Source organism: Paenibacillus sp. YIM B09110 (assembly GCF_037167145.1).
Classification (GTDB): Bacteria; Bacillota; Bacilli; order Paenibacillales; family Paenibacillaceae; genus Pristimantibacillus.
The window spans coordinates 222,897-248,383 of record NZ_JBANSP010000001.1 but is presented as its reverse complement, the minus strand read 5'-3'; the positions used below and the strand labels follow the sequence as shown (position 1 = coordinate 248,383).

At 40.2% G+C, this 25,487-nt stretch carries 24 protein-coding genes; 21 read left to right on the top strand and 3 right to left on the bottom strand.

Annotated elements, in window-relative coordinates; translation table 11 throughout:
* Positions 1-77: 77 nt before the first annotated feature.
* The gene (gene cysC / locus V8F51_RS01190; protein WP_337098200.1) at positions 78-713 is read left to right on the top strand and encodes an adenylyl-sulfate kinase; all 636 of its coding nucleotides are present in this window, start codon (positions 78-80) and stop codon (positions 711-713) included.
* Positions 714-729: 16 nt separating this feature from the next.
* Positions 730-1,485 carry a 3'(2'),5'-bisphosphate nucleotidase CysQ gene (gene cysQ / locus V8F51_RS01185; RefSeq protein WP_337098199.1) on the top strand — a complete coding sequence of 252 codons (756 nt, stop codon included), beginning with the start codon at positions 730-732 and terminating at the stop codon, positions 1,483-1,485.
* Between the two features lie 112 nt (positions 1,486-1,597).
* On the opposite strand, the gene V8F51_RS01180 is transcribed toward cysQ, so the two are convergent.
* Positions 1,598-3,598, bottom strand: a complete 2,001-nt coding sequence (locus tag V8F51_RS01180; protein ID WP_337098198.1) for a hypothetical protein — start codon at positions 3,596-3,598, stop codon at positions 1,598-1,600.
* A gap of 225 nt (positions 3,599-3,823) precedes the next feature.
* Here V8F51_RS01180 and V8F51_RS01175 point away from each other — a divergent pair, with 225 nt between their 5' ends.
* The 16 genes from V8F51_RS01175 to V8F51_RS01105 all read left to right on the top strand — a co-directional run bounded on the left by V8F51_RS01175 (position 3,824) and on the right by V8F51_RS01105 (position 22,429).
* Positions 3,824-4,840 (top strand): glycosyltransferase family 2 protein, encoded by a 1,017-nt coding sequence (locus tag V8F51_RS01175; protein WP_337098197.1) that lies wholly within the window; start codon positions 3,824-3,826, stop codon positions 4,838-4,840.
* Positions 4,837-5,622 carry an ABC transporter permease gene (locus V8F51_RS31520; protein WP_442956386.1) on the top strand — a complete coding sequence of 262 codons (786 nt, stop codon included), beginning with the start codon at positions 4,837-4,839 and terminating at the stop codon, positions 5,620-5,622. The genes V8F51_RS01175 and V8F51_RS31520 overlap by 4 nt, the downstream gene beginning before the upstream one ends.
* Positions 5,623-5,634: 12 nt before the next feature.
* Complete coding sequence (locus V8F51_RS01170; protein WP_337098196.1) at positions 5,635-6,378, top strand: ABC transporter ATP-binding protein; 744 nt, start codon at positions 5,635-5,637, stop codon at positions 6,376-6,378.
* Between the two features lie 58 nt (positions 6,379-6,436).
* Positions 6,437-9,871 carry a glycosyltransferase gene (locus V8F51_RS01165; RefSeq protein WP_337098195.1) on the top strand — a complete coding sequence of 1,145 codons (3,435 nt, stop codon included), beginning with the start codon at positions 6,437-6,439 and terminating at the stop codon, positions 9,869-9,871.
* Entirely contained in the window at positions 9,868-11,028 is a 1,161-nt protein-coding gene (locus V8F51_RS01160) for a hypothetical protein (RefSeq protein WP_337098194.1), read from the top strand. The genes V8F51_RS01165 and V8F51_RS01160 overlap by 4 nt, the downstream gene beginning before the upstream one ends.
* A gap of 38 nt (positions 11,029-11,066) precedes the next feature.
* A complete protein-coding gene (locus V8F51_RS01155) occupies positions 11,067-13,325 on the top strand; it encodes a hypothetical protein (RefSeq protein WP_337098193.1) in 2,259 nt (752 codons plus the stop codon).
* Between the two features lie 64 nt (positions 13,326-13,389).
* Complete coding sequence (locus tag V8F51_RS01150) at positions 13,390-14,133, top strand: sugar phosphate nucleotidyltransferase (RefSeq protein WP_337098192.1); 744 nt, start codon at positions 13,390-13,392, stop codon at positions 14,131-14,133.
* A gap of 15 nt (positions 14,134-14,148) precedes the next feature.
* Positions 14,149-14,706: a dTDP-4-dehydrorhamnose 3,5-epimerase gene (gene rfbC, locus V8F51_RS01145; protein ID WP_337098191.1), complete on the top strand. Its 558-nt coding sequence runs from the start codon at positions 14,149-14,151 to the stop codon at positions 14,704-14,706.
* A 98-nt stretch (positions 14,707-14,804) separates the two neighbouring features.
* On the top strand, positions 14,805-15,788 hold the full coding sequence (locus V8F51_RS01140; protein ID WP_337098190.1) for a class I SAM-dependent methyltransferase: 984 nt from the start codon (positions 14,805-14,807) through the stop codon (positions 15,786-15,788).
* A 219-nt stretch (positions 15,789-16,007) separates the two neighbouring features.
* The gene (rfbB, locus tag V8F51_RS01135) at positions 16,008-17,030 is read left to right on the top strand and encodes a dTDP-glucose 4,6-dehydratase (RefSeq protein ID WP_337098189.1); all 1,023 of its coding nucleotides are present in this window, start codon (positions 16,008-16,010) and stop codon (positions 17,028-17,030) included.
* Positions 17,027-17,881 carry a dTDP-4-dehydrorhamnose reductase gene (gene rfbD / locus V8F51_RS01130; protein ID WP_337098188.1) on the top strand — a complete coding sequence of 285 codons (855 nt, stop codon included), beginning with the start codon at positions 17,027-17,029 and terminating at the stop codon, positions 17,879-17,881. The genes rfbB and rfbD overlap by 4 nt, the downstream gene beginning before the upstream one ends.
* A gap of 169 nt (positions 17,882-18,050) precedes the next feature.
* Complete coding sequence (locus tag V8F51_RS01125) at positions 18,051-19,457, top strand: undecaprenyl-phosphate glucose phosphotransferase (protein WP_337098187.1); 1,407 nt, start codon at positions 18,051-18,053, stop codon at positions 19,455-19,457.
* Positions 19,447-20,403 (top strand): glycosyltransferase family 2 protein, encoded by a 957-nt coding sequence (locus tag V8F51_RS01120; protein ID WP_337098186.1) that lies wholly within the window; start codon positions 19,447-19,449, stop codon positions 20,401-20,403. The genes V8F51_RS01125 and V8F51_RS01120 overlap by 11 nt, the downstream gene beginning before the upstream one ends.
* A 122-nt stretch (positions 20,404-20,525) precedes the next feature.
* Complete coding sequence (gene cls / locus V8F51_RS01115; RefSeq protein WP_337098185.1) at positions 20,526-21,977, top strand: cardiolipin synthase; 1,452 nt, start codon at positions 20,526-20,528, stop codon at positions 21,975-21,977.
* Between the two features lie 75 nt (positions 21,978-22,052).
* A complete protein-coding gene (locus V8F51_RS01110) occupies positions 22,053-22,241 on the top strand; it encodes a hypothetical protein (RefSeq protein WP_337098184.1) in 189 nt (62 codons plus the stop codon).
* A gap of 2 nt (positions 22,242-22,243) precedes the next feature.
* On the top strand, positions 22,244-22,429 hold the full coding sequence (locus V8F51_RS01105; RefSeq protein WP_337098183.1) for an H-type small acid-soluble spore protein: 186 nt from the start codon (positions 22,244-22,246) through the stop codon (positions 22,427-22,429).
* Between the two features lie 98 nt (positions 22,430-22,527).
* On the opposite strand, the gene V8F51_RS01100 is transcribed toward V8F51_RS01105, so the two are convergent.
* Both V8F51_RS01100 and V8F51_RS01095 read right to left on the bottom strand, forming a co-directional pair.
* Positions 22,528-22,839, bottom strand: coding sequence for a dehydrogenase (locus tag V8F51_RS01100; protein ID WP_337098182.1), 312 nt, complete (start codon positions 22,837-22,839; stop codon positions 22,528-22,530).
* Between the two features lie 85 nt (positions 22,840-22,924).
* A complete protein-coding gene (locus tag V8F51_RS01095; protein WP_337098181.1) occupies positions 22,925-23,371 on the bottom strand; it encodes a cupredoxin domain-containing protein in 447 nt (148 codons plus the stop codon).
* A gap of 167 nt (positions 23,372-23,538) precedes the next feature.
* Here V8F51_RS01095 and V8F51_RS01090 point away from each other — a divergent pair, with 167 nt between their 5' ends.
* From V8F51_RS01090 to V8F51_RS01080, 3 genes are all read left to right on the top strand, one after another.
* Positions 23,539-24,147 carry a DedA family protein gene (locus V8F51_RS01090; protein WP_337098431.1) on the top strand — a complete coding sequence of 203 codons (609 nt, stop codon included), beginning with the start codon at positions 23,539-23,541 and terminating at the stop codon, positions 24,145-24,147.
* A gap of 61 nt (positions 24,148-24,208) precedes the next feature.
* Positions 24,209-24,775, top strand: a complete 567-nt coding sequence (locus tag V8F51_RS01085; protein WP_337098180.1) for a thioredoxin family protein — start codon at positions 24,209-24,211, stop codon at positions 24,773-24,775.
* 24 nt (positions 24,776-24,799) lie between these two features.
* Positions 24,800-25,432, top strand: coding sequence for an MBL fold metallo-hydrolase (locus tag V8F51_RS01080; protein ID WP_337098179.1), 633 nt, complete (start codon positions 24,800-24,802; stop codon positions 25,430-25,432).
* Positions 25,433-25,487 lie beyond the last annotated feature (55 nt).

Here is a 25,487-nt window from a genome sequence, read left to right as displayed (position 1 = left end):
TGCGAAATCTTGTTTCATCTACATGTGCATTAAAGAGATGAACTATGTATTTTTATAATATTTGAGGTGAGTGTTTGATGACAGGTCAGGTGAAAAACATCGTTTGGCAAGAAACTAAAATTTCCAGAGAAGAACGCTATATATTAAATACCCATAGGAGCTGTCTGCTATGGTTTACAGGTTTATCTGGGGCTGGGAAATCGACACTAGCAATAGCAGTTGAGAAAGAATTGCATCACTATGGAATTCGTTCTTACGTATTGGATGGGGATAACATTCGTCACGGATTAAATAACAATCTGGGGTTCAGTCCCGCAGATCGTAAGGAGAATAATCGAAGGATTGGAGAAGTATCCAAACTGTTTGTTGATGCAGGGATGGTTACTCTGGCAGCATTCATCTCTCCTTATAGGGAAGACCGTGATATGGTCTGTAAACTTTTCCCTAATGATGAGTTTATAGAAGTCTTTGTAAAATGTCCTTTGGAAGTATGTGAAACAAGAGATCCTAAAGGCATGTATAAGAAAGCGAGAAAAGGTGAAATTCAAGAATTCACCGGTATTTCCGCACCTTATGAAGAACCATTAAGTCCAGAGATCGTCATAGAGTCGAATACGCAAACGTTGGAACAATCTGTCAAGCAAGTGATTCAATATTTAAAACAAAATTACTATTTGGATTACATCGGGAGAAGTGAATTCGACACGATGTAATAAGGAGTTGTTTTGAATGCGCGAGCAGCTAATTATTATTGCCAGGAAAGCAGGAGCAAAAATTCTAGAAGTGTATGAACAGGATTTTCTAGTGAATTATAAAGATGATCGTTCCCCTCTAACGGAAGCGGACCGTCTATCCCATCTTTGTATTATCGAAGGTTTGAGTGCGATTGATCCGAATATTCCAATCTTATCAGAAGAAGGTATGCACCTTACCTATGATGAACGGGTGAAGTGGGGAAAGTTTTGGCTAGTTGATCCGTTGGATGGAACCAAAGAATTTATTAAGCGAAACGGTGAATTTACAGTTAATATAGCACTAATAGAAAATAATTACCCCATAATTGGCGTTATATATGTACCTGTCACGGATACTTTATATTACGGCGAGCACGGTAAGGGCGCTATTAAGATTAAGACGGACTCGGAAGCTCAAAATATCACAGTCTGCAGGCCAGATAATGACGGTGTAACCATAGTAGAAAGCCGATCACATCCTTCACCAGAGCTAGAATCGTTCATGCAGGACATTAATCAAAAATACTCCAATATAAATAGAGTAAGCAAGGGCAGTTCGTTAAAATTTTGTGCAATTGCAGAAGGGAACGCTCATTTATATCCTCGAATGGGACCAACAATGGAGTGGGATACGGCAGCTGGTCAGGCTATCGTTGAAGCAGCCGGAGGCTACGTTAGATGGTTGAATGGAGATCGAGTTCACTATAATAAAGCAATACTCAGAAATGAATTTTTTATTGTAGAGTCATGAAAGATTACGCTGTCAAGGAGGAAACTATTGGTTTACTGGAAACTTGGCAATGCTAAACGACTGCCTTCCATTGTTACAGGAAAGGCAGTCGTTTTATTTGGCGGCTATTATATCACTTCCGTACGATGCGTTTAATTGTATCACGTAGTTTATAATACTTCGTAAGTACTTTCCAAGCGTTTGAATTATAGATTTTTTGTAACTTTTCCCGTGATGATGCTAGTTCTGATTCACCAACAAGCAAAGACTGCTTCAATCGTAAATGTAGCACATGTTCCTTAAGCCAAGAAATGCCTTCTGTCGGAAGTCCGGGATAGTCCATAAAGTCTTGTGATGCTGTCGTTACGTCCTTCAGCAAGTAATGATAATGAATGTGGACGAGTGTGCCGAACTTACCGCTATCCACTTCGGAGCGAAGAGCCTCGATTAAATGTAAAGGAAAATTCAAGTTTTGCGGCAAGGCTCGAGCTGTCAGGTTTGCGCCCCAAATAGCCAGTGACAGGCAGGCTTGGTCGCTTCCCCAATATTCGCTGCCCTCAACACTAACAAGACCATGCCCCGCATTAATCTTTAATCCCTCATTTGCGAACGGCCTTAGTCCAGCTTCCACAGATTTCAGAAAGAATTCAGCTGTTCGCTGGAAAATATGACTGCTCCTTCGGACGATAACAAAGCCTCCGTTATAACTAGCCTTCACAGTTTGACGATCAACAGTTGATTCTACATATGGAATCAAGTCATATTCGACCCCGCAGATTCGGCACAGATTTTGCCAGTAAATATCTCGAGGATCTTCTAATCCTTTAGTACACATACCAACAACATCAACTGGTCTTACTGCTGCATGGTCACTCCCTATTTCCAGATCTGGCTCAGCCAAAAAAACCGTGTCACTGTCTAGCCCGATCAATACATCTGCAGTCGATATTTTTTCATACTCTGACCAACCGAGCACTTTGAAGCTAGCGCCGAATTCTGGGCATGGTGAGTTAATAGTGAGGGGAACATATTTTACATTGAGTTGTTCTAAACGTTGTATCGTCGACTCTTTTGGACGGTGATCGGGTCGTGGAGATAAGACAGCTATAAACGCATTGGCATAACGACCACCGAATATACGGATACTTTCACAAAGGATCAAAGCCTGTTCTTCCAATAGGCCTGCTTCGGCAATCAAGACAAATTCATATTTCAAATCATCCTTATTGGAATTTGAATCATTCCAACTAATGCCATATCGTTCAGCCAAAGTCTTTTCGCTTTGCGCTGACAATACTTTCACCTGTTGCCGGAATTCTTCGGAGGCTGTAATAGGTTGGCTGGATGAACTTAAAATTTTATCTAAACTGCTAATTGTCTCAAAAACATCTTTTCTCTGCGAGTCAGGAAGATTGAGACTATTCAATCGTCGTAATAAATCGATTCCTAGATTACTGAGAGACTCGTTCAATCGTGGAACATCCGGCAATACATGGTCAGCAACCCCTAGTATCATTCGTGCTTGAACCAAAATATCAGCTGATTCATATTTAGATGCGATGAGTGATCCCTGTCCGAATAATGATTCAACGCTATCGATAAAACTTGCATAGTCAAGCCGTTTACGAAACGTTGGATATTGGATAATTTCCTCCATCGAAAGTGATGTACTGTTTTCAGGGTGAGATCCAGTAACTGGATTCTTTACGGACTGTCCATAAAGAGAAACAGCGAAAGTAACTGGCATTCGAAAAAAACACCAGATCGAGACATTGAAGAAATCGGTTAGTTCGCCTAATAAATCTCTTGCTTCTGGCGAATAGTCGAACCAATGATTATAAATACCCTCAGTTGATAGCACCACCATCGTTGCATTCAATTTAATAGCCATTTCATGTAACTCATGAAATCTGGATCGTAAACCTTCCTTGTTATTGGTAATTAAATAATTTACCAGCCACTGATGTTTTTTTGCTTTTCCTTGCCATATCTCCAGGTCGGGATATAGAATTCCTTTTTCTAATAAACGATCACGATTCGTATACATAGCTTGCTGTAATGTAGTTGAACCGGTTTTAGGTGTGCCTGCATGAATAAGTAGTTTAATTTTTTTATTAGAGTCCAACAAATTCAATCATCTCCAAATACTTAAATTGCTTTCATATCTTCTTAATGTACTACAATACTAAACGCTGTGAATACAATCTAATCGCAGTTCGACAAAAATCTTGCGACTTAGGCCGTAGTAGTAACATATGTTTAATTAAATAGGTCAATTATCGTAGATTCATAGATAAAGATGTCGGGTTTTGGTACAATAATTAAAGTATGTAATCTACAAGTAGAAGGATGCAGTCTAATGAATGTTTCAATCGTAATTCCAAATTATAACGGAGAAAACTATATTTTAGATTCTATCGCCAGTATTTATGATCAGATTGCTAATAAAAGTTCTATTATTGTAATTGACAATCATTCTAGCGATAGCAGCCTTGCACTTATTCAAGTTAAGTACCCTGATATTACTCTAATCGTAAACAGTGAGAACATTGGATTTGCTGCAGCGGTGAATCAGGGTATCAAAGCTTCAGACACGACGTACGTCATCCTACTCAATAATGATGCTTTTGCGAGAGAGGGATATGTGCTAGAGCTTCTTAAATGCATAGACTCCGATCCAAATATATTTTCAGTCTCCTCTAAGATGCTCAGGTTTTCAGAACCAGGGATCATAGATAATGCGGGAGATGAACTAACCATACTCGGTTGGGCATACAAAACTGGTGATGGCAGCTCGAGTGAGGGGTATTACAAACAACGTACTGTATTTAGTGCATGTGCTGGAGCGGCCATATACCGAAGAGAAACTTTTAATCAGATCGGATATTTCGATGAGAGTTTCTTCGCTTACTTGGAAGATGTGGACATTGGTTTTAGAGCTAATCTGCATGGTTATAAAAATGTATTCTGTCCTTCGGCAGAAGTGGAACATATCGGGAGTGCGACTTCGGGCAGTAAATATAACGATTTTAAAGTGAAGATATCGGCACGAAATAATGTTTGGTTGTTGGCGAAGAATCTACCTTTTGCATTCATGATTGTTAATTTCGGATTTATTTTAATGGGATTTCTAATTAAAGGACTTTTTTTCATGGTTAACGGATTTGGCATGTCATATTTTAACGGAATAATAGAAGGGCTTCGGGGTTTAAGTAAAATGACAAGAACTAAACCTAAGACGCGCACCTTTAAATATATGATACGAAATGAGATCATGATGATTAAATCAACAGGTGATTATATGGGATCTAAGATGTTCGGAAGGAAGCAGGACAACCTTACGAGTGAGAGAAAGCAAGATGGGAGATCGCTATGACTAGGTATATCACGTATCTAAAAACGTTTCAGCAATATTCATACTTGCTGTCACTGCTTGTTAAGAAAGAGGTTAAGAAGAAGTATAAGGGTTCATTCTTAGGCATATTGTGGAGTTTATTAAATCCTTTGCTGCATATGCTCGTATTGATGTTAGTATTCTCAACTTTGTTTGATACGAGCATTCATAATTTTCCGGTTTATATGTTATGCGGTTTTTTATTGTTTAACTTCTTCTCTTCTAGCACAATGTCGTCAATGAACTCCATGATCTCCGCATCGAGTTTAATCAATAAAATATACATTCCGAAATATATCATCACACTTTCTACGATCTTATCGAACTTTATATTCTTCGTTATATCTTTAATTGACCTGCTGGCTATCATGTTAATTACAAGAATGGAGATAACAATTAATATTCTATACGTTCCATTGTATCTAATATTATTGCTATTATTTAGCAGCGGGATTAGCTTGATACTTGCAACTGTGACTGTGTTTTTTAGAGATGTAGAACATATTTATGGAGTGCTTTTGGTAGCATTACAGTTTACATCGGCAATCTTTTATCCGACAAGCATCATACCTGATGAGTTTCAGTTTGTCTTGCAGTATAATCCCATTTTGTATTATATCGAGGGCTTTCGTGATGTTCTGTACTCTGGAATTGCACCAGATATAACGAATATACTTGTCTGTTTTATATTAGCGATTGTCAGCATGATAGTTGGCTTATTCGTCTTTGAAAAAAAACAAAATAAATTTATCCTCCATATATAAGGGAGATTGGACATGGGGAATACAGATATAGAAGTGAATAGTGTCTCGATGAAATTTAGGCTGGCTAATGAGAAAGTAGACAGTTTAAAAGAATTTATATTGAGAAGGTTGAAAAGAAATATGAATTACACTGATTTCTATGCACTGAATTCAGTGGATTTCTCAATAAAAAAAGGCGAGCGTGTTGGCATCATCGGACATAACGGGGCGGGGAAGAGTACGCTGCTGAAGATTATATCGGGCGTGATGAAACCAACGGAGGGGAATGTGAAAGTTAATGGTAGTGTAGCTCCATTACTAGAACTTGGCGCTGGATTTGATAACGATTTGACAGGTGCTGAAAATATATATTTGAATTCTGCCACTCTCGGGAAATCTAAACAGTATATCAATAATAAGTATGATGAGATAGTTGAATATTCTGGATTAGAGGATTTTATTCATACTCCCGTGAAAAATTATTCATCTGGTATGAGAGCGAGATTAGGTTTTTCTATTGCTACTAGACTTGAACCTGATATTTTGATAGTTGATGAGATTCTTGGTGTTGGTGACGAGCAGTTTAGAAAGAAGAGTACTGAAACAATGAAAAGACTGATGAATAGCGGAAAGACTGTTATTACTGTTTCACATAGTTTATCTATGATTAGGGAAATGACAGATACAGTTATTTGGCTGCATAAGGGCCAAATAAGAGAGATAGGTAATACAGAAGAGGTATGTAATGCTTATTCTAGTCTAACAACTAACATTTAGGATACAACATCAATCTAGTAATGGATGAAGTTAAAAGACGAATTGCAGGGGTGTAGAAATGAAGAATGCAGTATTTGTTCTCGGCATGCATAGAAGTGGTACTTCAATGTTGATGAGAATATTGAATATTCTTGGGGTTTATTTGGGGCGGGAAGAAGACGTTATGTTTTATGGAGAGGATAATCCGGAAGGTTTTTGGGAACATTCAAAAATCGTCAGCATCCATGATGAAATAATGAATCAACTGAATAGAAAGTGGGATAGTGTCACTCCTTTGCCAGATAAATGGACGGAGTTACCTGAGATTATTGAATATAAAAAGCAACTTGTTAATATTGTGAAAACAGAATTTACGGATGCGCCATTGTGGGGGATGAAGGATCCGAGGGTGTGTATCCTTTTACCACTATGGCTTGAAATATTTGAAATACTGAACATTGAAGCTAAGTTTATTGTATCAATAAGGAATCCTTTAGATGTCGCTAACTCATTGCAGCATAGGAACGGTATGAATCTCCAAAAGGGGATTGCATTATGGCATTATTATACAATCAACATAATGGAGCACACTAAATCTTTCAATCGGTTGGTCGTAGGGTATGATTCATTAATAGAAGAGACTATTGATAAAACAAAGTACATAGCACAATTTTTAAATATTCAAATTGATCAGGAAAAATTGGAGAGCGTTCAATCAAGCATCAAAAGCAATTTGAGACATAGTAAATCTACTGATAATGAGCTGTTATTATACACGTCCCCACAAGTTGTCGAGTTATATAATCATGTATCAGAAGACAAAAATAAGTTGCTTGTCTCTGAATCTAGTTTGGAGATTTATAAGTTTTTTGCTTGTTTAATAGAGTTAGATAGTCTTGAAAAATTGGAACAAGAGAGCAATACAAAGGTATCGGAAGTAGATTTTTTGAACAAAAAGTATGAACTGTTTATCGACGAGTTAAAGAAGATAGCTTCAGATCTTGAAAATGACAAAGAAGATTTCCTTATTTCCTCTAATCAAAGCACAATGATGGAGTTAAATGAAATCCGTAAGTTAATCGGTCAAATTATTTTGAATTCGATTAATGTTAGCCATGAGAAGGAAGAAATAATACAGCAATTAACTAGTCAGATGGAATTGATGGAAAGCGAAAATACTGGTTTACTAAATAAGATTTCTAAAAGAACAGAAAAAGATATTATGGAAAACTCCGAACAAGCTCAATCGGTAAAGGAAAAATTCGATCAAATCATTCAATATGAATCGGAAATAATGTCAATACGATTAATCATGGATCAAGCAATAGAACAAAGTCTTCGACTAGCATCAACGAAATTGTTTAAAGTCGTGCACTTTCTGTATAGATTAAAACATCAATTCATTAAAGGTGATTTAATATCCAAAGCGCATTTTTTCACCTGGTTAAAGAAAAGAAAAGGAAAATATATCACTGACCATTCTTACAATCCTATTTACCAAACAATAAACATATTAGATCAATATAAACAACTTAATATTAGGACTGGGTTTAGTTTGGATCCTCAAGTTGCCGGCACTAAGACTGCGAATAATAATGATAAGTCTATTTTGAAGTTTGATTTAAAAGAGAAATACGAGAAGGTTGATATCATAATACTATCAATCATCAACTACGACTTTAGATATCAGAGACCTCAACACTTGGCGAACTCATTTTCCAATAATGGCCACAGAGTGTTTTATGTTAACGCTAACTTTGAAACAGAATTAAGAGTCAGAGCGGAAGTAGGAACCAAAATAAACGTATGCAGCATGGAACATTCCGCAGCAGGCAACATATATTCCTTACATTCAAAAGATGAGATCAACGCCATTACGAATCAATTAGAAACTATGGTCACCCAATATGGAGTGCGAGATTGTTTCCTCGTTGTTGAATACCCAACATGGACTCCGGTTGTGAAATATTTGAAGAATAAGTATGGATTTAGAGTTGTTACTGATTATCTAGATGATTTTACTGGATTTAAGGATACTACAGATAAAAGGCTTCATTCATTATCCGTGGAGCTGCTGCGCTCAAGTGATCGGATTATTGCGAGTTCAGATTACTTAGCAGACAAAGCTCAAGTCTATAACTCTAATGTTGAAATAATACGTAATGGCACTGAGTTTGAACACTTTAATAAAGTATATAATAAAAAGCAATCAAGCTTTGGCCGTCGGAAAGTTGTTGGATACTACGGAGCAATCGCTCATTGGTTTGATTTCGAGAAGGTCGAATATCTTGCTAAGAGACTAGAAGACGTTGATATCGTATTAATAGGAAGCGTTACTGAAGGTCACGACAGATTAAGTAAATATCCAAACATAAAGCTGCTTGGTGAGAAAGCTTATGGAGAACTACCTGAGTATTTAAAAGGTTTTGATGTTTGTTTAATACCTTTTGATACTTCAACAGATCTGATTAAAGCAACTAATCCAGTTAAATATTATGAATATTTAAGTACTGGAAAGAAAGTAGTTGCTACGAGCATTCCGGAATTAATGCCTTATAAGAATAAGTACGTTTACCTTACTAACGATAATGAGGAATTTTTTCAGTATGTGAAGATGTGTCTTGAAGGAAATGATGAATTAGCACCCGCACAGGAATGTATAGAGTTTGCGAAAGAACATGACTGGAAGGTAAGAGGAGATTCGTTTATAAGCATTGCGAAGGAAGCATTTCCGAGTGTATCTATTATTGTACTGACTTATAATCAGTTAGATTACACCGTACAGTGTATATCGAGTATTATTGAAAAAACAGCCTATCCGAATTACGAGTTGATTATTGTTGATAACAATTCAATGGACGATACCCCGAATTATTTAAGGAAGTTAGAAAAGACGTATAATCATGTAAAAGTTTTTTTGAACAATGAGAATCTTGGTTTTGCTGGTGGAAATAACGTTGGTCTTCGTCATGCAACTGGAGATTATATCATTTTGTTGAATAATGATACGTTGGTAACTAGAGGCTGGATAACAGGTTTTATTAAGCATTTTGAGGCAAATCATAAGCTAGGATTATTAGGACCTGTTACAAATTCCATAGGAAATGAAGCCATGATAAATGTGGGTTATAAGTCTATCGATGACATGGAGCAATTTGCTTACAACTATACTTTAAACCATATGGGACAAGTTTATGGAAATATAAAGGCACTTGCAATGTATTGTCTGGTTATATCGAATAAAGCCCTCAAAGATATAGGTTTATTAGATGAGAATTATAAGGTAGGAATGTTTGAAGATGATGATTATTCAATAGCTGCTTTGAAAAAGGGATACGAAGTTTTGTGTGCTGAAGATATTTTTATTCATCATTATGGAAGTGTTTCATTCAAGAAACTTGAAAATAAAGAATACGCAAAAATCTTTGACGAGAATAAGAAATATTTTGAGGAGAAGTGGGGAATTCAATGGGCTCCTCACAGATATAGAGAAGGTATACTCATAGGAGAGTGATTGAAGTTAAAGTAGCGTACTTCTCGCCTATCTACTGGGATTTTTTGAAACAAAGACCTCAACATATCGCGGAAGAGCTTTCTAAGCATTTAACCGTTTACTACATTGAACCATCTATTAGTATCGTTTCTTCGCTTCTTAGAAGGCAAAAGAGTTATCAAGCTGTTGAATTTAGCATTAATAAGCAACTTAAGGTAATAAGATTAAGCGGCAAATACAGATTGCCAAAAGTTATAGAATTAATCGATATTGTCGGCATTAATCGTGTTTACGAAAAGCTCCAGTTGCAGCGGATCGTGACCGATTGTGATTTCATTTGGCTTGGAAGTCCGGTTTTTTACGATTTGATTAAAGACAGCGGAAAAACAATTATTTACGACAAGATGGATGATTATCAACAATTGACAAAGAATAAATTGTTGAAAAAAGTGATTAGAAAAAATGAGCGGATGTTATTAGACAACGCCGCTCTTTGTATTACTTCATCCGAGTACCTTTACGATGAAGTAGCAGCGAGCTATTCCGTTCCATTGGTTTTGATTCGAAACGGAGTAGATAAAAAGATACATCAAGTTGAAAACGAAGAATGTTATGTTGCGAATGAAATCAATCAAATTAAAAGGCGAAAAACTAGAATTTTCGGATATGTCGGATCAATTGATCATTGGTTCGATTTTGAAGTAATAAAAGTTATTTTGGATCATGATTATTGCAATATAATCGTAATTGTTGGTAATAACAATATGCCAAAGATGAAGCATGACAGAGTTTTTTATTACGAAGCGGTTCCAAAGTCTGAAGTGCCACTTATTATTCAAACGTTTGATGTATGTTTATATAATTTTAAAAAAGATTCATTTTTAGACTCAATAAATCCTGTGAAAGTCTATGAGTATTTGGCCCTTAATAAAAAGATTATTTCAGTGAGTAGTAAAGAGACTAATAGATTTTCAGAGTATGTTCAGTTGTATAAAAATGATGACGAGCTTAAAGCAATTTTGAACGAAATAGATACGCAAAAATTGCCTCTTGATAATACAAATGATGTCCAAAAATTCATTACTGAAAACTCATGGGAAAGTAGGGCATCCAAAATTATTGAGGTATTAAGTAATATTAATATTTTATCATTTCGTGAAGAAGTAAATGAAAAATAATTCCGTGCAGTAATCTGGAATGGAGCGTAGATATTCACATGAAGCTTTTGAGATATATCCTTTATGGATTGCTTGTGTTTTTTTTGATTGAAATTATTTACTATAATGTTGTATTTGATATATTATTAGTTGCCTTATTATTCGTAGTGTCTTACGCTTTAGGAAGCTTTTTCAAAATAAAATTAGGGCCACTGGACAATCTTTTTATTAAATTATCGATAGGATTAGGCATAGTCGGTATATTTGTATGGTTGACGACATTCATTGATATACATAAAAAATCACTGTTCATTGTGTTATCGATATTAGTAATTGCAAAGCAGTATAAAATAATATTGAACGCTAGTAATAAAATCAACACCATCATAAAACTGCATGTACGAAAGCAACCCTTATTTCTTTGTTTATTTCTATTAATACTAATGATATACATCGTTCCAGCAGTTTATCCGGTTTGGCAATATGATTCACTTTCAAAGCACGTTGCAATAGCGACTCAGATGTCAATGAATGCTTGGGATTACAATGTAGTTGAATTTATTGGGTATGGGGATTACGCTATTTTTTCTCATCTTTTGTTTACGTTCTTGATGTCTTTAGGAGGTACAAAAGCACTCGTATTACTAAATGTATCATTTTCTTTCTTCATTTATTTAGCTTTAATAAGATTATCTCGGAGTGTCATAAAAACGAAGATGCTTCCGTTTCTTATAGGAATAATTTATTTCTCAACTCCATTAATCTTAAATTTATCTACGACAATGTACGTTGACATTATTCCAGTTTTCTTCATCATAGTGGCCTTGTTGGTGGTTAAAACGTTAAATCCTTCAATTGTTTATAATCACTTGACTTATATGTACTTTATACTTGGATTATCTTTTTTCTCTAAACAATTTTCTGTTTATTTTATCTTACCGATAAGTATTGTATTAGCAGTAATGCTTATTTTGAAAGTTGGATGGGTCAAATCAATTGTAAAGTTTAGTATGAGTTTTCTAATTTGCATATCCTCATTCTTTCCTGTTCTTATACTGATATGGTATAAAACAGGTAATCCGGTTTTTCCGTTTATAAACAGCATTTTTAAGAGCGCATACTTTCCTGTTACCAACTTTGAAGATCCTTTTACCCATGAATTAAGTTTCTCATTTAAATCTTTATTCTCGATCGTGTTTAATACGAGTAGCAATATTGAGCTTGAGAATGGCGGGCTAGGATATATTTTGTTGCTATTGCCAGTAGCTGTTGTCGCTTCGTTTTTTATTAAAAACAAGTTTCTCTACTTTGCGAACTATCTAATTCTTGCTTCCTATTTCTTGGCGACTTTAATGACTTACAACATACGCTATTTTCTAGGATCTATTGTTTTATCCATAATGGTATGCGTTATTGCAGTATATATTATTTTTAGAAAGTTGCTAAGGAGCAATTTCAATAATGTATTGCAAGTAACGGTTATGGGCGCACTTTTGATTATCAATATGTTATTTAATATTAATCCTCAGAATTATCATTCTATTAAAAAATCGATGTTAGCAGCGAATGAAGAGTTTTTGAAAAACGATAATGAAGGGATTCTTAGTTCGATTAATGAGAAGGGAACTCGGCTACTTTCAAATAATGATGTGTATAGAGGAGCTTTCCTTGGCGAGTTTTATACGCTTACTTGGTACAATATGATTTTTACAGATAAGTTGAGTAATAATGAAATTGCGCCAGTGGATTTCTTATTATCTTTTGATTACTATCTTGTGGATAAAAGGCAGGATTTAAGGCTTTCTAATTTATTTACATTGGAAGAACCGGAGATCAGAAAGATATTAATCGAAGAGGAAGAGACGGCGACACATATACTGTATCGAGTTAATAATACTAAAAACGTAGACATAATTACGAGCACTTACCAGGAACCCCTTCATGTTAATGCTAATAATCCGGTAGTAATCCCATTTGAAAATCAATATAGCGATTATAAGATTGATTTGGAAATTGAAGGGGATGACAAAGGCGAAGTAGGGAGATGGCAAATTAATTGGATGAATAAATCCGGGGTAATGATTACGACAAGTTTGGTTCCTTTCGAAGTGAAGAGAGGGAATCATCATTACATTAATATTGTAACCGACGTTCCGAAAAACGCCTCTTCGGGTCTATTGTATTTAAATAGCCATACTGAAGAATCAATAAAAATTCATTCAGTAAAATTAAGCGCCAATGCAAAAACAGGAAATCATATATTGGACCAAGTGCTGGAAAGATACAATAGAAAGTGGCCATATTTGTATAACCAATAATTGTTATAGAGTGCCCCTTTGTTGATCGGAGAGGGAATTAACGTTTAGGAGCGAGTGAGACACAATGAAAGGAATCATTCTAGCAGGAGGAACAGGGTCGCGTTTATTTCCTCTAACGAAAGTAACAAATAAGCACCTATTGCCGGTGGGCAAATACCCTATGATATTCCATTCAATAGCAAAGCTAAAAGAAGCGGATATACAGGACATCCTTATCGTAACAGGGAAAGAGCACATGGGTGATGTTGTTAATTTATTGGGCAGCGGCTTTGAGTTCGGCGTTACTTTTACTTATAAGGTACAAGACGAAGCGGGAGGCATCGCGCAGGCATTAGATTTGGCGGAGCACTTTGTTAATGGCGATCAAATGGTCGTTATACTTGGCGATAACGTATTTGAGGATCGTATTGATTCGTTCGTCAGCAATTTTAGACAACAAAAAAATGGGGCTAAAATTCTAATTCAAGAAGTGCATGATCCTCAGCGCTATGGCGTACCGGAACTTGAGGCCACGAAGATTGTATCGATCGAAGAGAAGCCTAAGCTTCCGAAAAGCAATTATGCTGTTACAGGCATCTACATGTATGACAGTAAAGTGTTTGATATTATTAAAACGCTAAAACCTTCAGGTCGTGGAGAGCTGGAGATTACTGACGTGAACAATTCGTACATAGAAGCAGGAGAACTCAGCTACGATATATTGAATGGCTGGTGGACAGATGCGGGGACACATGCTTCGCTAACGAAGGCTAATGAACTAGCAAAAAATATTACGTTTGGAGAAGAATTCGGAAAGTTAAAATTGTAGGTAAGAAGGTGTCTTATGAAAATATTCGAAACGAAGCTACCAGGTGTTAAGCTGCTTGAACCTGAGGTATTTGGTGATAACCGTGGTTTTTTCATAGAAAGCTATAATGAACAGGCTGCCCATGCAAATGGGATTTCATATGCATTTATTCAAGATAATCATTCATTATCGGTTGAAGCGGGAGTTATTCGTGGCATGCATTATCAGTTAAATCCAAAATCACAGACCAAGCTGGTTCGTGCAACCGCAGGTGCTATTTATGATGTCGTTATCGATATTCGTAAAGGCTCGCTAACTTTTGGTGCGTGGCAAGGGTTTATATTGAGCGCAAGCAACAAACGTCAGCTGCTCGTGCCGCAAGGATTTGCGCACGGCTTCTGCACATTAGTACCTAACTGTGAGGTTCAGTATAAAGTGGATGCGCTGTATTCCCCAGAGCACGATCGTGGCATTGCATGGAATGATCCTGCCTTGGCAATCGATTGGCCGACGTCTAATCCGATTCTTTCGGACAAGGACGGTAAGCATCCGGTTCTGGCCGAGGCTGAAATCAACTTTGTATATGAAGGGTGAGCTTTAATCGATTATTTATTGATTGCATGAAAATAAGTCACATCGGCAAAGACGTACTTTCACTCTCATAAAAAAGCGAAACGGAAGTGTTATAATATATGTCAGATGATTTGTTGAAAACCATCGATCAACTATCTCCTGCCCAGTTTATAGAATTATGCGATACGTTTTTTGATGTTCTCTCAAAAAATTATATGAATAGAGTGCCAGGTGTTTATCACCCTGATAATGAGATTGTCGAATTAGCCCAAAAACGAAACCTTATATGCCTGCCTGCTCATTTTTATTCTCCCATTCCGACAAAGAAAGAGATTCGTGAGTATAAAAATGATCAATATAGCACTATAGGAATTAACTGGAATGATGCTGTTCAATTATCCTACCTCAATGCATGCAAAAACATACAGAATGATCTGCTTAACTGCTCGATTGATCAGAAGAATGAATACGATTTCTACTGGAATAATAGTTCGTTTTCACACTCAGATGCCGCTTTTTACTATTCTCTAATTCAAATTAAGCATCCTAATAAAATTATTGAAGTGGGTGCCGGAAATTCCACTAAGTTGGCAATCTCATCATTATTAAAGCAGAATTCTAATGTTAGCAACATTCTATCGATTATCGAGCCCTATCCATCAGATGAGTTAATCAGTACCGCCCAAAAAAACAACGTTGAAATTATTGAACGCAAAATCCAAGATGTACCCATTGAATATTTCACGCAACTTGAAGAAAATGATATTTTATTTTACGACGGCTCCCATGTATCCAAATTCGGTAGCGATGTTAATCACTTTATTTTCAATATCCTTCCAACACTTAAAAGCGGTGTGCTTATTCATATTCATGACATCTTTTTGCCGAATGAGCTCCCTTCTAAATGGGTAGATGAACTTAATCTCTTTTGGAATGAGCAGTATCTTTTGCATGCATTTTTAATGTACAATGAAAGCTTTGAAATCGTATTTTCCTCCAGATATTTGGCTACTCACCATAGAAAAGAAATGGACGAAGTACTAACAGGGCCATTAAAGCATTTGGGTAATGGTGGAGGAAGTATATGGATTAGAAAAAAATAACAGCTTGAGTGATTTGATAATGTTGCCGAAATAAAAAGAAGCCTACCTTGATTGAATGGAAGTGTCCAGCGACCATTTAACGGCAGTGCTTCTTTTCTAGTTCCAATTTAGGCTTAAATTAATAGATCTTTTCCTGATGTCGTGAACTTGTTAGGACAGCAATTAAGGAAAGCAGAAAGTGTGCCAAAATCATACAGATTATGAAAGGTGAGTTGAATCGTGAAAATCGTAGTGACGGGCGGCGCCGGTTTTATCGGCAGTAACTTTATCCTATATATGCTTAAGCAGCATACAGACTATGAAATTATCAATGTCGATGCCCTTACATATGCGGGCAATCTAGAAAATTTGAGGTCTATCGAACAGTATCCGAACTACCAGTTTGTTAAAGCTGACATTGCGGAGCTCAGCGAGCTAGAGCCGATTTTTCAAGGCGGCATAGACGCGGTTATTAACTTCGCGGCGGAATCGCATGTGGATCGGAGTATTCTGCAGCCAGATATTTTCGTGAGGACCAACATACTTGGTACTCAAGTTCTGCTTGATCTAGCGAAGCAATACAATGTTGGCAAGTTCGTTCAAGTGTCAACGGATGAGGTATATGGAACACTTGGAGAGACGGGGCTGTTCACGGAGGAGACGCAGTTAGCACCGAATAGTCCTTATTCGGCAAGTAAGGCAGGCGCGGATATGCTCGTACGCGCATATCATGAGACGTTCGGAATGAACGTGAATATTACGCGCTGCTCAAACAATTATGGTCCTTATCAGTTTCCCGAGAAGCTGATTCCATTAATGATTCAGAATGCATTGAACGATAAGCAACTGCCGGTATATGGGGATGGTTTAAACGTACGTGATTGGCTGTATGTAGAAGACCATTGCAGCGCTATTGATCTCGTTCTTCATCAAGGACGTGGCGGTGAAGTTTACAATGTCGGCGGCCGTAATGAGCGCAATAATTTACAGGTCGTTCGTACGATACTCGACGCTTTAGGCAAGCCGGAGTCACTTATTACTTATGTCAAGGATCGTCTCGGACATGATCGCCGTTATGCTATCGATGCAGATAAAATACGGCGCGAGCTCGGTTGGGAGCCTAAGTTCGACTATGAGAGTGGTATTAAATCGACGATTGATTGGTATCTTTCTAATAAAGAGTGGATGGAGAAGGTTGTATCGGGAGCGTATCAGGAATACTTTGATGTTCAGTACAAAGAGCGTCTAGGATCAGGAGCATGACAATTCCGAAACTAAAGATTTTAGTTACTGGTGCGAATGGACAACTTGGTCGTGAACTTGCTTTATGGACAACCGATGCAGCGGACATTATTGGTTTTAGCCGGGAAGATCTCGATATTACAAGCTCCGAGCAATGCAAGACTATCCTTAAGAGATTTAAGCCGGATGTCGTTATCCATTGCGCTGCTTATACAGCAGTGGATAAGGCGGAATCTGAACCGGATGCTGCTTTTCTTGTGAATGAAGCGGGGACGCGGATTCTGGCAGAAGCCACGGCGGCAATGGACGCTAAGCTATGTTATATAAGTACAGATTATGTATTCGATGGGACAAGCAGTTCACCGTACGAAGAGCAGGATCAACCGAATCCGCAGACCGTATACGGGAAGTCCAAGCTTGCTGGCGAGGTTGCGGTTCAGTCGGTATTGGAACGTTACTTCATCGTCCGTACATCATGGGTTTTTGGGAATTATGGCAATAACTTTGTAAAGACAATGCTGAACCTGGCAGGGGAGCGTGATCATCTGACGGTCGTCACTGATCAAGTAGGTTCACCAACTTATACATATGACCTTGCTTCCTTTCTAATCGAACTGGTCCAAACCGAGCATTACGGGATTTACCATGCTTCTAATACGGGAAGCTGCTCTTGGTTTGAATTTGCTGAAGCTATTTTTGAGGAAAGCAAACAGAAAGTGAAGTTGGAACCGTGTACGACAGCCGAGTTCCCTCGTCCTGCTCCTCGTCCTGCCAACTCGGTCATGGCACATGGCGCGATTTTGGCGAATGGATTACAAGATCTGCGCTCGTGGCGGGAAGCTTTAAAACACTTTATAATGAACGAAACATGATTGAGATTCGCTTGAAATGATGATATCGATGTAAGTTAGCGCGCCGGATGACTAGAATGGCGCGCTAATTAAATTTTAATTGTAAAAAAAAAGTTTGGTAGTTTCCTTCCATTTTGCTACAATGCAGATAGAGTCGAATTATAGTAGATTGCAGGTGAAACTTAAGCGAATGATCCGACAAAATCAACGATTTTTGACACAGCTTTATATGCTGGCTGACCTAATTATTACGCTGATCGTTTTTTTGACAGCCTATTGGCTTAAGTTCGAGAGCGAATGGCTTCCGCATAATGCCTCTGTTCCGTTCAAAACGTATCTGCTATGGGGAACGATCTACTCTTTTGCGACCGTATTAATTGGAATCTACTTGCAATTCTATTCGCCAAAGAGACGAAAAGCATTTTCCTTTGAGTTGTTTAAATTTCTACAGGTGCAGTTTATTAGTTTCCTCGGCTTATTGAGCTTATTGTATTTCGTCAAAGAAGTTCACGTCTCGCGCGAATTTCTAGCTATTTTTATTGCTATGAATATAGCAGCTGTTTCTTTCTATCGATTCGTACTTAAGAGGGTATTAGTCTCGTTCCGGCGCCAAGGATTCAATAAGAGGTACATCGTTATTCTAGGTGCAGGTTCTGTCGGTCGTCGATTCTATGATAATTTGCAAAATAATCCAGAGCTCGGTTATGAAGTCATTGGATTCCTCGATGATTTTCAATCCGAGCATGCGCCAGATCATCGGTATATGAAGCCGATTATGGGGAGACTTGACGAGCTGGAGCAGACCATAGATAGGAAAACGGTAGACGATGTCATCATAGCTCTGCCATTGGCCGCCTACGGCAAGTACAGCGAGATAATATCAATCTGCGAGAAGTCGGGCGTCAAGACGCTTATTATCCCGGATTTTTTCGACGTGCTGCCGGCTAGACCGTTCTTCGATAATTTCGCAGGCATTCCTCTCATTAACGTAAGGGATGTTCCGCTTGAAGAGTTAAGCAACCGAATTATGAAGCGTTGGTTCGATATCTTGTTTTCGCTCGCGGCGATTCTCGTAACGTCTCCGCTTATGCTGTTCGCAGTGATCGGCATTAAGCTGACGTCGCCTGGTCCTGTTCTATTCAAGCAAGAGCGGATGGGGCTTGACCGCAAGACATTCCATATGTATAAGTTCCGATCCATGCGTCTATCTTCGGGCAAAGACTCAGATACGCAGTGGACGGTGAAGAACGACCCGCGCCGAACGAAGTTCGGTAGCTTCCTCAGGCGAACAAGCCTGGATGAGCTGCCGCAGTTTTTCAACGTATTGCTTGGACATATGAGCGTTGTAGGTCCTCGTCCGGAACGTCCTTATTTCGTTAATCAATTCAAGGAAGAAATTCCGAAATATATGATTAAGCATCAGATCAGACCGGGAATCACGGGTTGGGCGCAGACGAACGGCCTGCGTGGCGACACCTCGATCGAAGAACGTATCGTTCACGATATTTTCTACATCGAGAATTGGACATTCCTATTCGACATCAAGATTATTTACAAGACGGTGCTGAAGGGTCTGATAAATAAAAATGCATACTGAGCAACAATCGGCTTGCCGCGTGTCCGTCATTATACCTACATTAAATGCAGGGCCTGAAATACATATCCTATTAGAAAAACTTAAGCAGCAGACGATTCAGCCCCATGAGATCATAGTGATTGATTCTGAATCGACCGATGGAACACCGCAGGCATCAGAGAAAGCGGGAGCTAAGGTAATTACGGTACGTAGAAGCGAATTCGACCATGGCGGGACACGCAATATGGCTGCTGAGGCAGCGGAGGGTAATATTCTACTCTTCATGACGCAGGATGCTGAGCCGCTTGATGAGCATATGATCGAAAAGCTAGTTAGTCCGCTTTTAGCGAAGGATAAGGTTGTTTACGCTTATGCCAGGCAATGCGCAAGACCAGGCGCGGATGTGCTTGAGAAGCTGGCAAGACAATATAATTATCCGGAGCAGTCGCAAGTAAAATCGTTTGAGCATGTGAATCAAATGGGAATAAAGACGTTTTTCTGCTCCAACGTGTGCGCGGCGATTCGTAAAGATACGTTCGAGGCGATGGGGAAATTCCAAGCTCCTGTTATTTTCAATGAAGATTTATTTATGTCGGCTCGGTGTATCCTATCCGGCTTCAAGGTTGCTTATTGCGCGGAAGCGCTCGTCTATCACTCGCATCGCTATACGATCGTGCAGCAGTTGCGCCGCTATTTCGATAACGGAGTATCGATGAGCTGCAATTCATGGATGCTTCCGTACAGCGGCGTGGGCAAAGCTGGATCGGGTCTTGTGAAGCAGCAGCTTAAGGCCTTGCTTAACTCACGCCGATGGCTGCACATTCCACGGCTTATTATTGAATCTGGAGCTAAGCTGATCGGCTACAAGCTCGGTATTCATTTCAGGCGGTTGCCGTCCTTTATAAGAAGAAAGCTAAGCATGCATTCACGAATTCTGGATCGATATATCGAACAAAACGGAGTTTGAACGGAAAAGGGCTTTGCGGTTATTTATGACCGCAAGGCTCTTTTTTTAGAACAAGTCGTATACTGCCTATAGCTCACGCCCAAACTACATAAACAGAAATAAAAAGTATATGGAGGGTTAAGATGGCCGCTTGGCTCGCTTGGCTAGTTGCGGCATTGTTGCTGTATATCCTATTTTTGGCCGTTATTATGCTGATGGAGCATAGGAGGCCTGCGCAGATGACGGCTTGGCTGCTTATTGCTTTAGTATTCCCATACCTTGGTTTTCTAGCGTTCATCATGCTTGGTCAAGACTTTAGAAGTCGTAAAATGAGGAGAAGATTCAAGAGTTATCACGAGTATGCTTCACCTATACCGCAAACGCGATCCTCATCGCACAACAAGGTGCATCTCATAGAGGAAGTGCATAACGAGGAACTGGCCAACCAGAGAAACCTGTTCGAATTATTGTCAACGATGACTCCTTTTGCAATAAAAGCAGGCAATCAATCAGAAATATTAACGAATGGGGAAGCGACGTTTGAAGCAATATTGAATGCATTGAGCGAGGCTCGGCATCATATTCATATGGATTATTATACGATTCGCGATGATGGGATTGGAAGGCGATTTCTTCACATGCTTATCCGCAAAGCACGAGAGGGTGTAGAGGTAAGAATCGTGTATGACGGGATCGGCAGTCTGCATATAAGCGAAGATTTCTTGAAGGAGCTCCGTGCAGCTGGCGTTCAGACGAGCTGTTTCTTGCCGCCGAGGGTTGCTTTCTATGAGCGTCGGCTTAATTATCGGAATCATCGCAAAATCGTGGTCGTTGACGGTCTTGTTGGTTTCCTGGGCGGAATTAATATCGGTGATGAGTACTTGGGCAAAGATGAGCGTCTTGGCTTTTGGCGGGATACGCATCTTAAGCTGGAGGGCAACGCAGTACATGATTTGCAGCAGTTGTTTCTTAATGATTGGGCCTTTGCCTCCATGGAGCAGTTGGACGTGCAGCGCTATATGCCAGCACAGGATACGCACTCGGGCAAGGAGAATGTGCTTATCGTTCCAAGCGAGCCGGGTCGCAACGATCAGAAAATATTAGACGTTACTTTTGCTGCCATTAACGCGGCGAGGTCGCGTATTTGCATATCTACACCCTATTTCATCCCAGATCCAAGCCTTATCATGGCATTACGAACAGCCGCACAAAGCGGAGTAGACGTCACAATCATCATTCCGGGAATCGCAGATACGAAGATTGTGCTGCTAACGACGTTATCGTATATCCAAGATATGCTGGATGCCGGCGTAAAGGTTTATCGGTATCAGAAAGGCTTTATTCATGCCAAGGTGATGATTATCGATCAAATGCTCGCTTCAGTAGGTACGGCCAATATGGATATGCGAAGCTTTTATAGTAACTTCGAGCTTAATGCACTGCTGTTCGATACGTATGCGATAAAGCGGTTATCAATCGATTTCAACGAAGACCTGAAACAGAGCCGTCAGGTGCTTGCCCAGCAATTCACTAAACGTCCTTGGAAGCAGAAGGCGGCTGAATCGCTGCTCCATATGCTGTCGCCGCTCCTGTAACGGATGAATGGAATGCGGGCTAAACGGGCATATTTTGCGAGTAACACTTTATATCCTTCTAAGGAGGCGAGCCGAATGGGCGATACGGACAATGAGGCGCAGCAAGCGGCAGCCGAGCCGCAAAACGAGGGCAGAGACGATTATTTTATGGACATTGACCGTATGGTGAATGAGGGCCTGGGCGGCGGCAACGTAACGATTCAAGGCGGTCTAATTGATGAGACGACAATTGATACGATGGAACCGGAGCAGAGAGGGGATTAAGCTTGGACACAACACGCGCTAAGCAAATTTATGATTCCGACCAGACATTCTCCGTCATGCTGGACGGCGACTCCGTCTGGATTGAGAATGTCGACGAGGCTAACGGTATGGCTACCGTTCAAGTCGGTGGTAACCCTGTCAACACGAAGACGGTGTCTTGCGACCGGCTAGAGGAACAGGGGCACTAACTCGAAACGGGAAGTGCGGCATATGATTAAAAAGCCGAACCAATCACGCATCTTGCATGTTTGGTTCGGTTATTTGTTTTGCATAATTGAACACTGCATCAGCCCCCGTAAGACTCCCGAAACGCGGCACACAACACATCGCGATCTACTTCCCATAGGGCGGCAATGTCCGCGCTCACGTTCTCGTCCCACCAATCGGACTGAAGCTTGCGATTGCTCCGATGCTCAACAATCCAGATCAGGTTAAGTAGAACTTTTCTCGTATAAAGACGTTCGGCTTCCTCCATCTTTTCTTTGGAGACCCACAGCTTCATTCGTTTCACTGTGCGGTAGAGTTCATTGCTGCAGGCTCTGCGGATTTTGCGCGCTGTCGGCAAGCCGTTAGAATGCTTCTGGGCGTTAGGCTTCATATAAAAGAACCGACTCCTCTCTATATCCCATACATATGCGGACGAAGAAGAGAAGGTCACTGCCTATAGAGTGCGTATTGATTGCCTATTGCACCGTAATATAGCCTACCATAGGCCCGTCATGACGCATGTCGCTATGGGTCAAACATACAATAGGGTATGTACCAGGTTTGTCAGCCGTGAACGATACGACGGTCGTTTTGCCTTGTGTTACGGTCCCTCGGACTCCCAGGCCTTCTATTACAAAGGGATGGCTTTTGCCGCTGACGCCGGTAATATGCAGTTCAATGGGCTCGCCTTTGTTTACGATAATGGAGCCCGGATCCCAACGGTACACTTCGATTTCTTGGCCGTCTTGCGTTGTCGACTTGATTTCGGTCGTTACGAGCTGGAATACGCGAGCTTGCGTAGGCTGTCCGTTGACGGAACGAGACCCATTCCAGTTCAAGAAAACGGCGACTACGACAACGAGAGCTGTAAAAGCGATTAACAGTTGAATCTGTTTTTTGCGAACGATAAAAACTTTGGACATGAAACGCTCACCTCATCTATTCGTATCATTATAGGCTAGTCTATGCGAAGGCTTGTCAGACCATGACAAAAGTGGATGCTGCCATTGCCTTGTGTTAGAATAACCTCAGTGCTAGTGAAAGCGGACAAAAGTAGATTATTAAGATGGAAGGCGGATTGAGAACAAGAATGGAATGGATTAAGGATATTTTGCATGAGGTGCTGTTGTGGGTTGAAAGCTTAGGGTATTTCGGTATTCTAATCGGACTGCTAATTGAAGTTATTCCAAGTGAAATTGTTCTAGGCTTCGGAGGTTACTTAGTATGGAAGGGCGATATCTCTTTCTGGGGAGCCGTTATTTTCGGAACGATAGGTGCTGTCGGACAGAACTGGATTTTGTACGCAATCGGTAGGTACGGCGGTCGTCCTATCGTTGAGAAATACGGCAAGTACATTAAGATCAAGCCCAAGCATGTCGATACAGCGGAAAGCTGGTTCAAAAAATACGGAGCGGGCATCGTGTTCACCGCTCGTTTCGTGCCTGTCATGCGTCAAGTGATCTCGATCCCGGCGGGCATGGCAAGAATGAACTTTTGGCTGTTTACGCTGCTTACGACGCTTGCTTCGCTGCCATGGTCGATTTTATTCGTTTATTTGGGCAAAACGCTCGGCGACCAATGGGAAAATGTCGGTGAAGAGGCGGCGCCTTACGTACAGCCTGCGATCCTGATCGCCCTCGCGTTGCTGATCGTTTATGTGCTTATTAAGTTTGTACGTTCCCGTGGCAAATCGGTATAATAGATACGTATAACACTTTAGACGGAAGTCATTCAATAATGACAACGAAAGAGGGATTCAGATGAGTAAAAGCGTAGCAGACAAGCTGGGCAAAGGTATCACTCCACAGCAATTTATTGATGGCATGACCAAAAATAAAGAAGCGTTCATTGGTTGGTATGACAAGTTTGAGTGGACGGACGAATCGGATCGTGAGCTGTTCGAGTCGATGAACAATCGTGACGATCTGCGGGTGCTTATCCTGATGGCAGATTGGTGCGGCGACGTTGTACGCAACATTCCGGTTGTGTTCCAGGCGTTGTCCATTAGCGGCATTCCAACAGAAGTTCTTATTATGGAAGAGCATTTAGAAACAATGGATCAGTTCTTGACGATGGGCGGACGCTCCGTACCTGTCGTTATTATCGCTGATACCGGTGGTGCGGTGCTCGGCACATGGGGGCCAAGGCCAAAATATATTCAAGAACCGATGGTTGCGTTCAAGCAAGAGAACCCGGACCGCGATGCAGCGGATTATCAAGAAAAGCTGGCGGCAACAAGGCAAGAAATCGGACGTCGCTACGGAGAAGGTACGGAATATCAGTCCCTTATTATCAAAGAGCTCCGCGCGTTGCTGGAATCGTTCTAAGGCTTAAGAGTTAGGGGAGCAATTATGAAGATTGAGATGTTTACGTTAGGACCATTGCAGACGAACTGTTATTTGCTCACGACTGAGGAGCAAGAGACGGGCGAACGAGGCATCATTATTGACCCGGGAATGAATCCGAAGAAGCTGCTGGATCGGATTCAAGGTGTACATATTGAAGCAATTCTACTGACACATGCCCATTTCGACCATATGGGCGGGGTAGATGAAGTTCGCAAGGCGGCGAATTGCCCCGTCTATATTCATGATCTAGAAGCGGATTGGCTAACCGATCCACGCAAGAACGGCTCGATGCGCTGGCAGGATGTTACGCCGCCGTTGTCGACTGATCCTGCTGAATACGCACTGGCCGAAGGGCAGACGCTGAATCTGATCGGACAGACGTTCAAGGTTATGCATACGCCGGGACATTCTCCAGGCAGCGTAAGCTTCCTGAACGGTGAGCACTTATTCTCAGGCGATGTGCTGTTCAAGCTGAGTGTCGGTCGTACCGATCTCCCTGGAGGCCGTGAGCGGGATTTGTACGACACGATTAAGAACAAGTTGTATAAGCTAAGCTCGGATACTATTGTATATCCGGGGCATGGCGGTCGTACGAAGATCGGCTTCGAAATGGCAAATAACCCGCATACGAGTTAAATTTCAGCTGCGCAGTCCACGGACGGCGCAGCATTTTAAGCTTGCAGAGGATGGT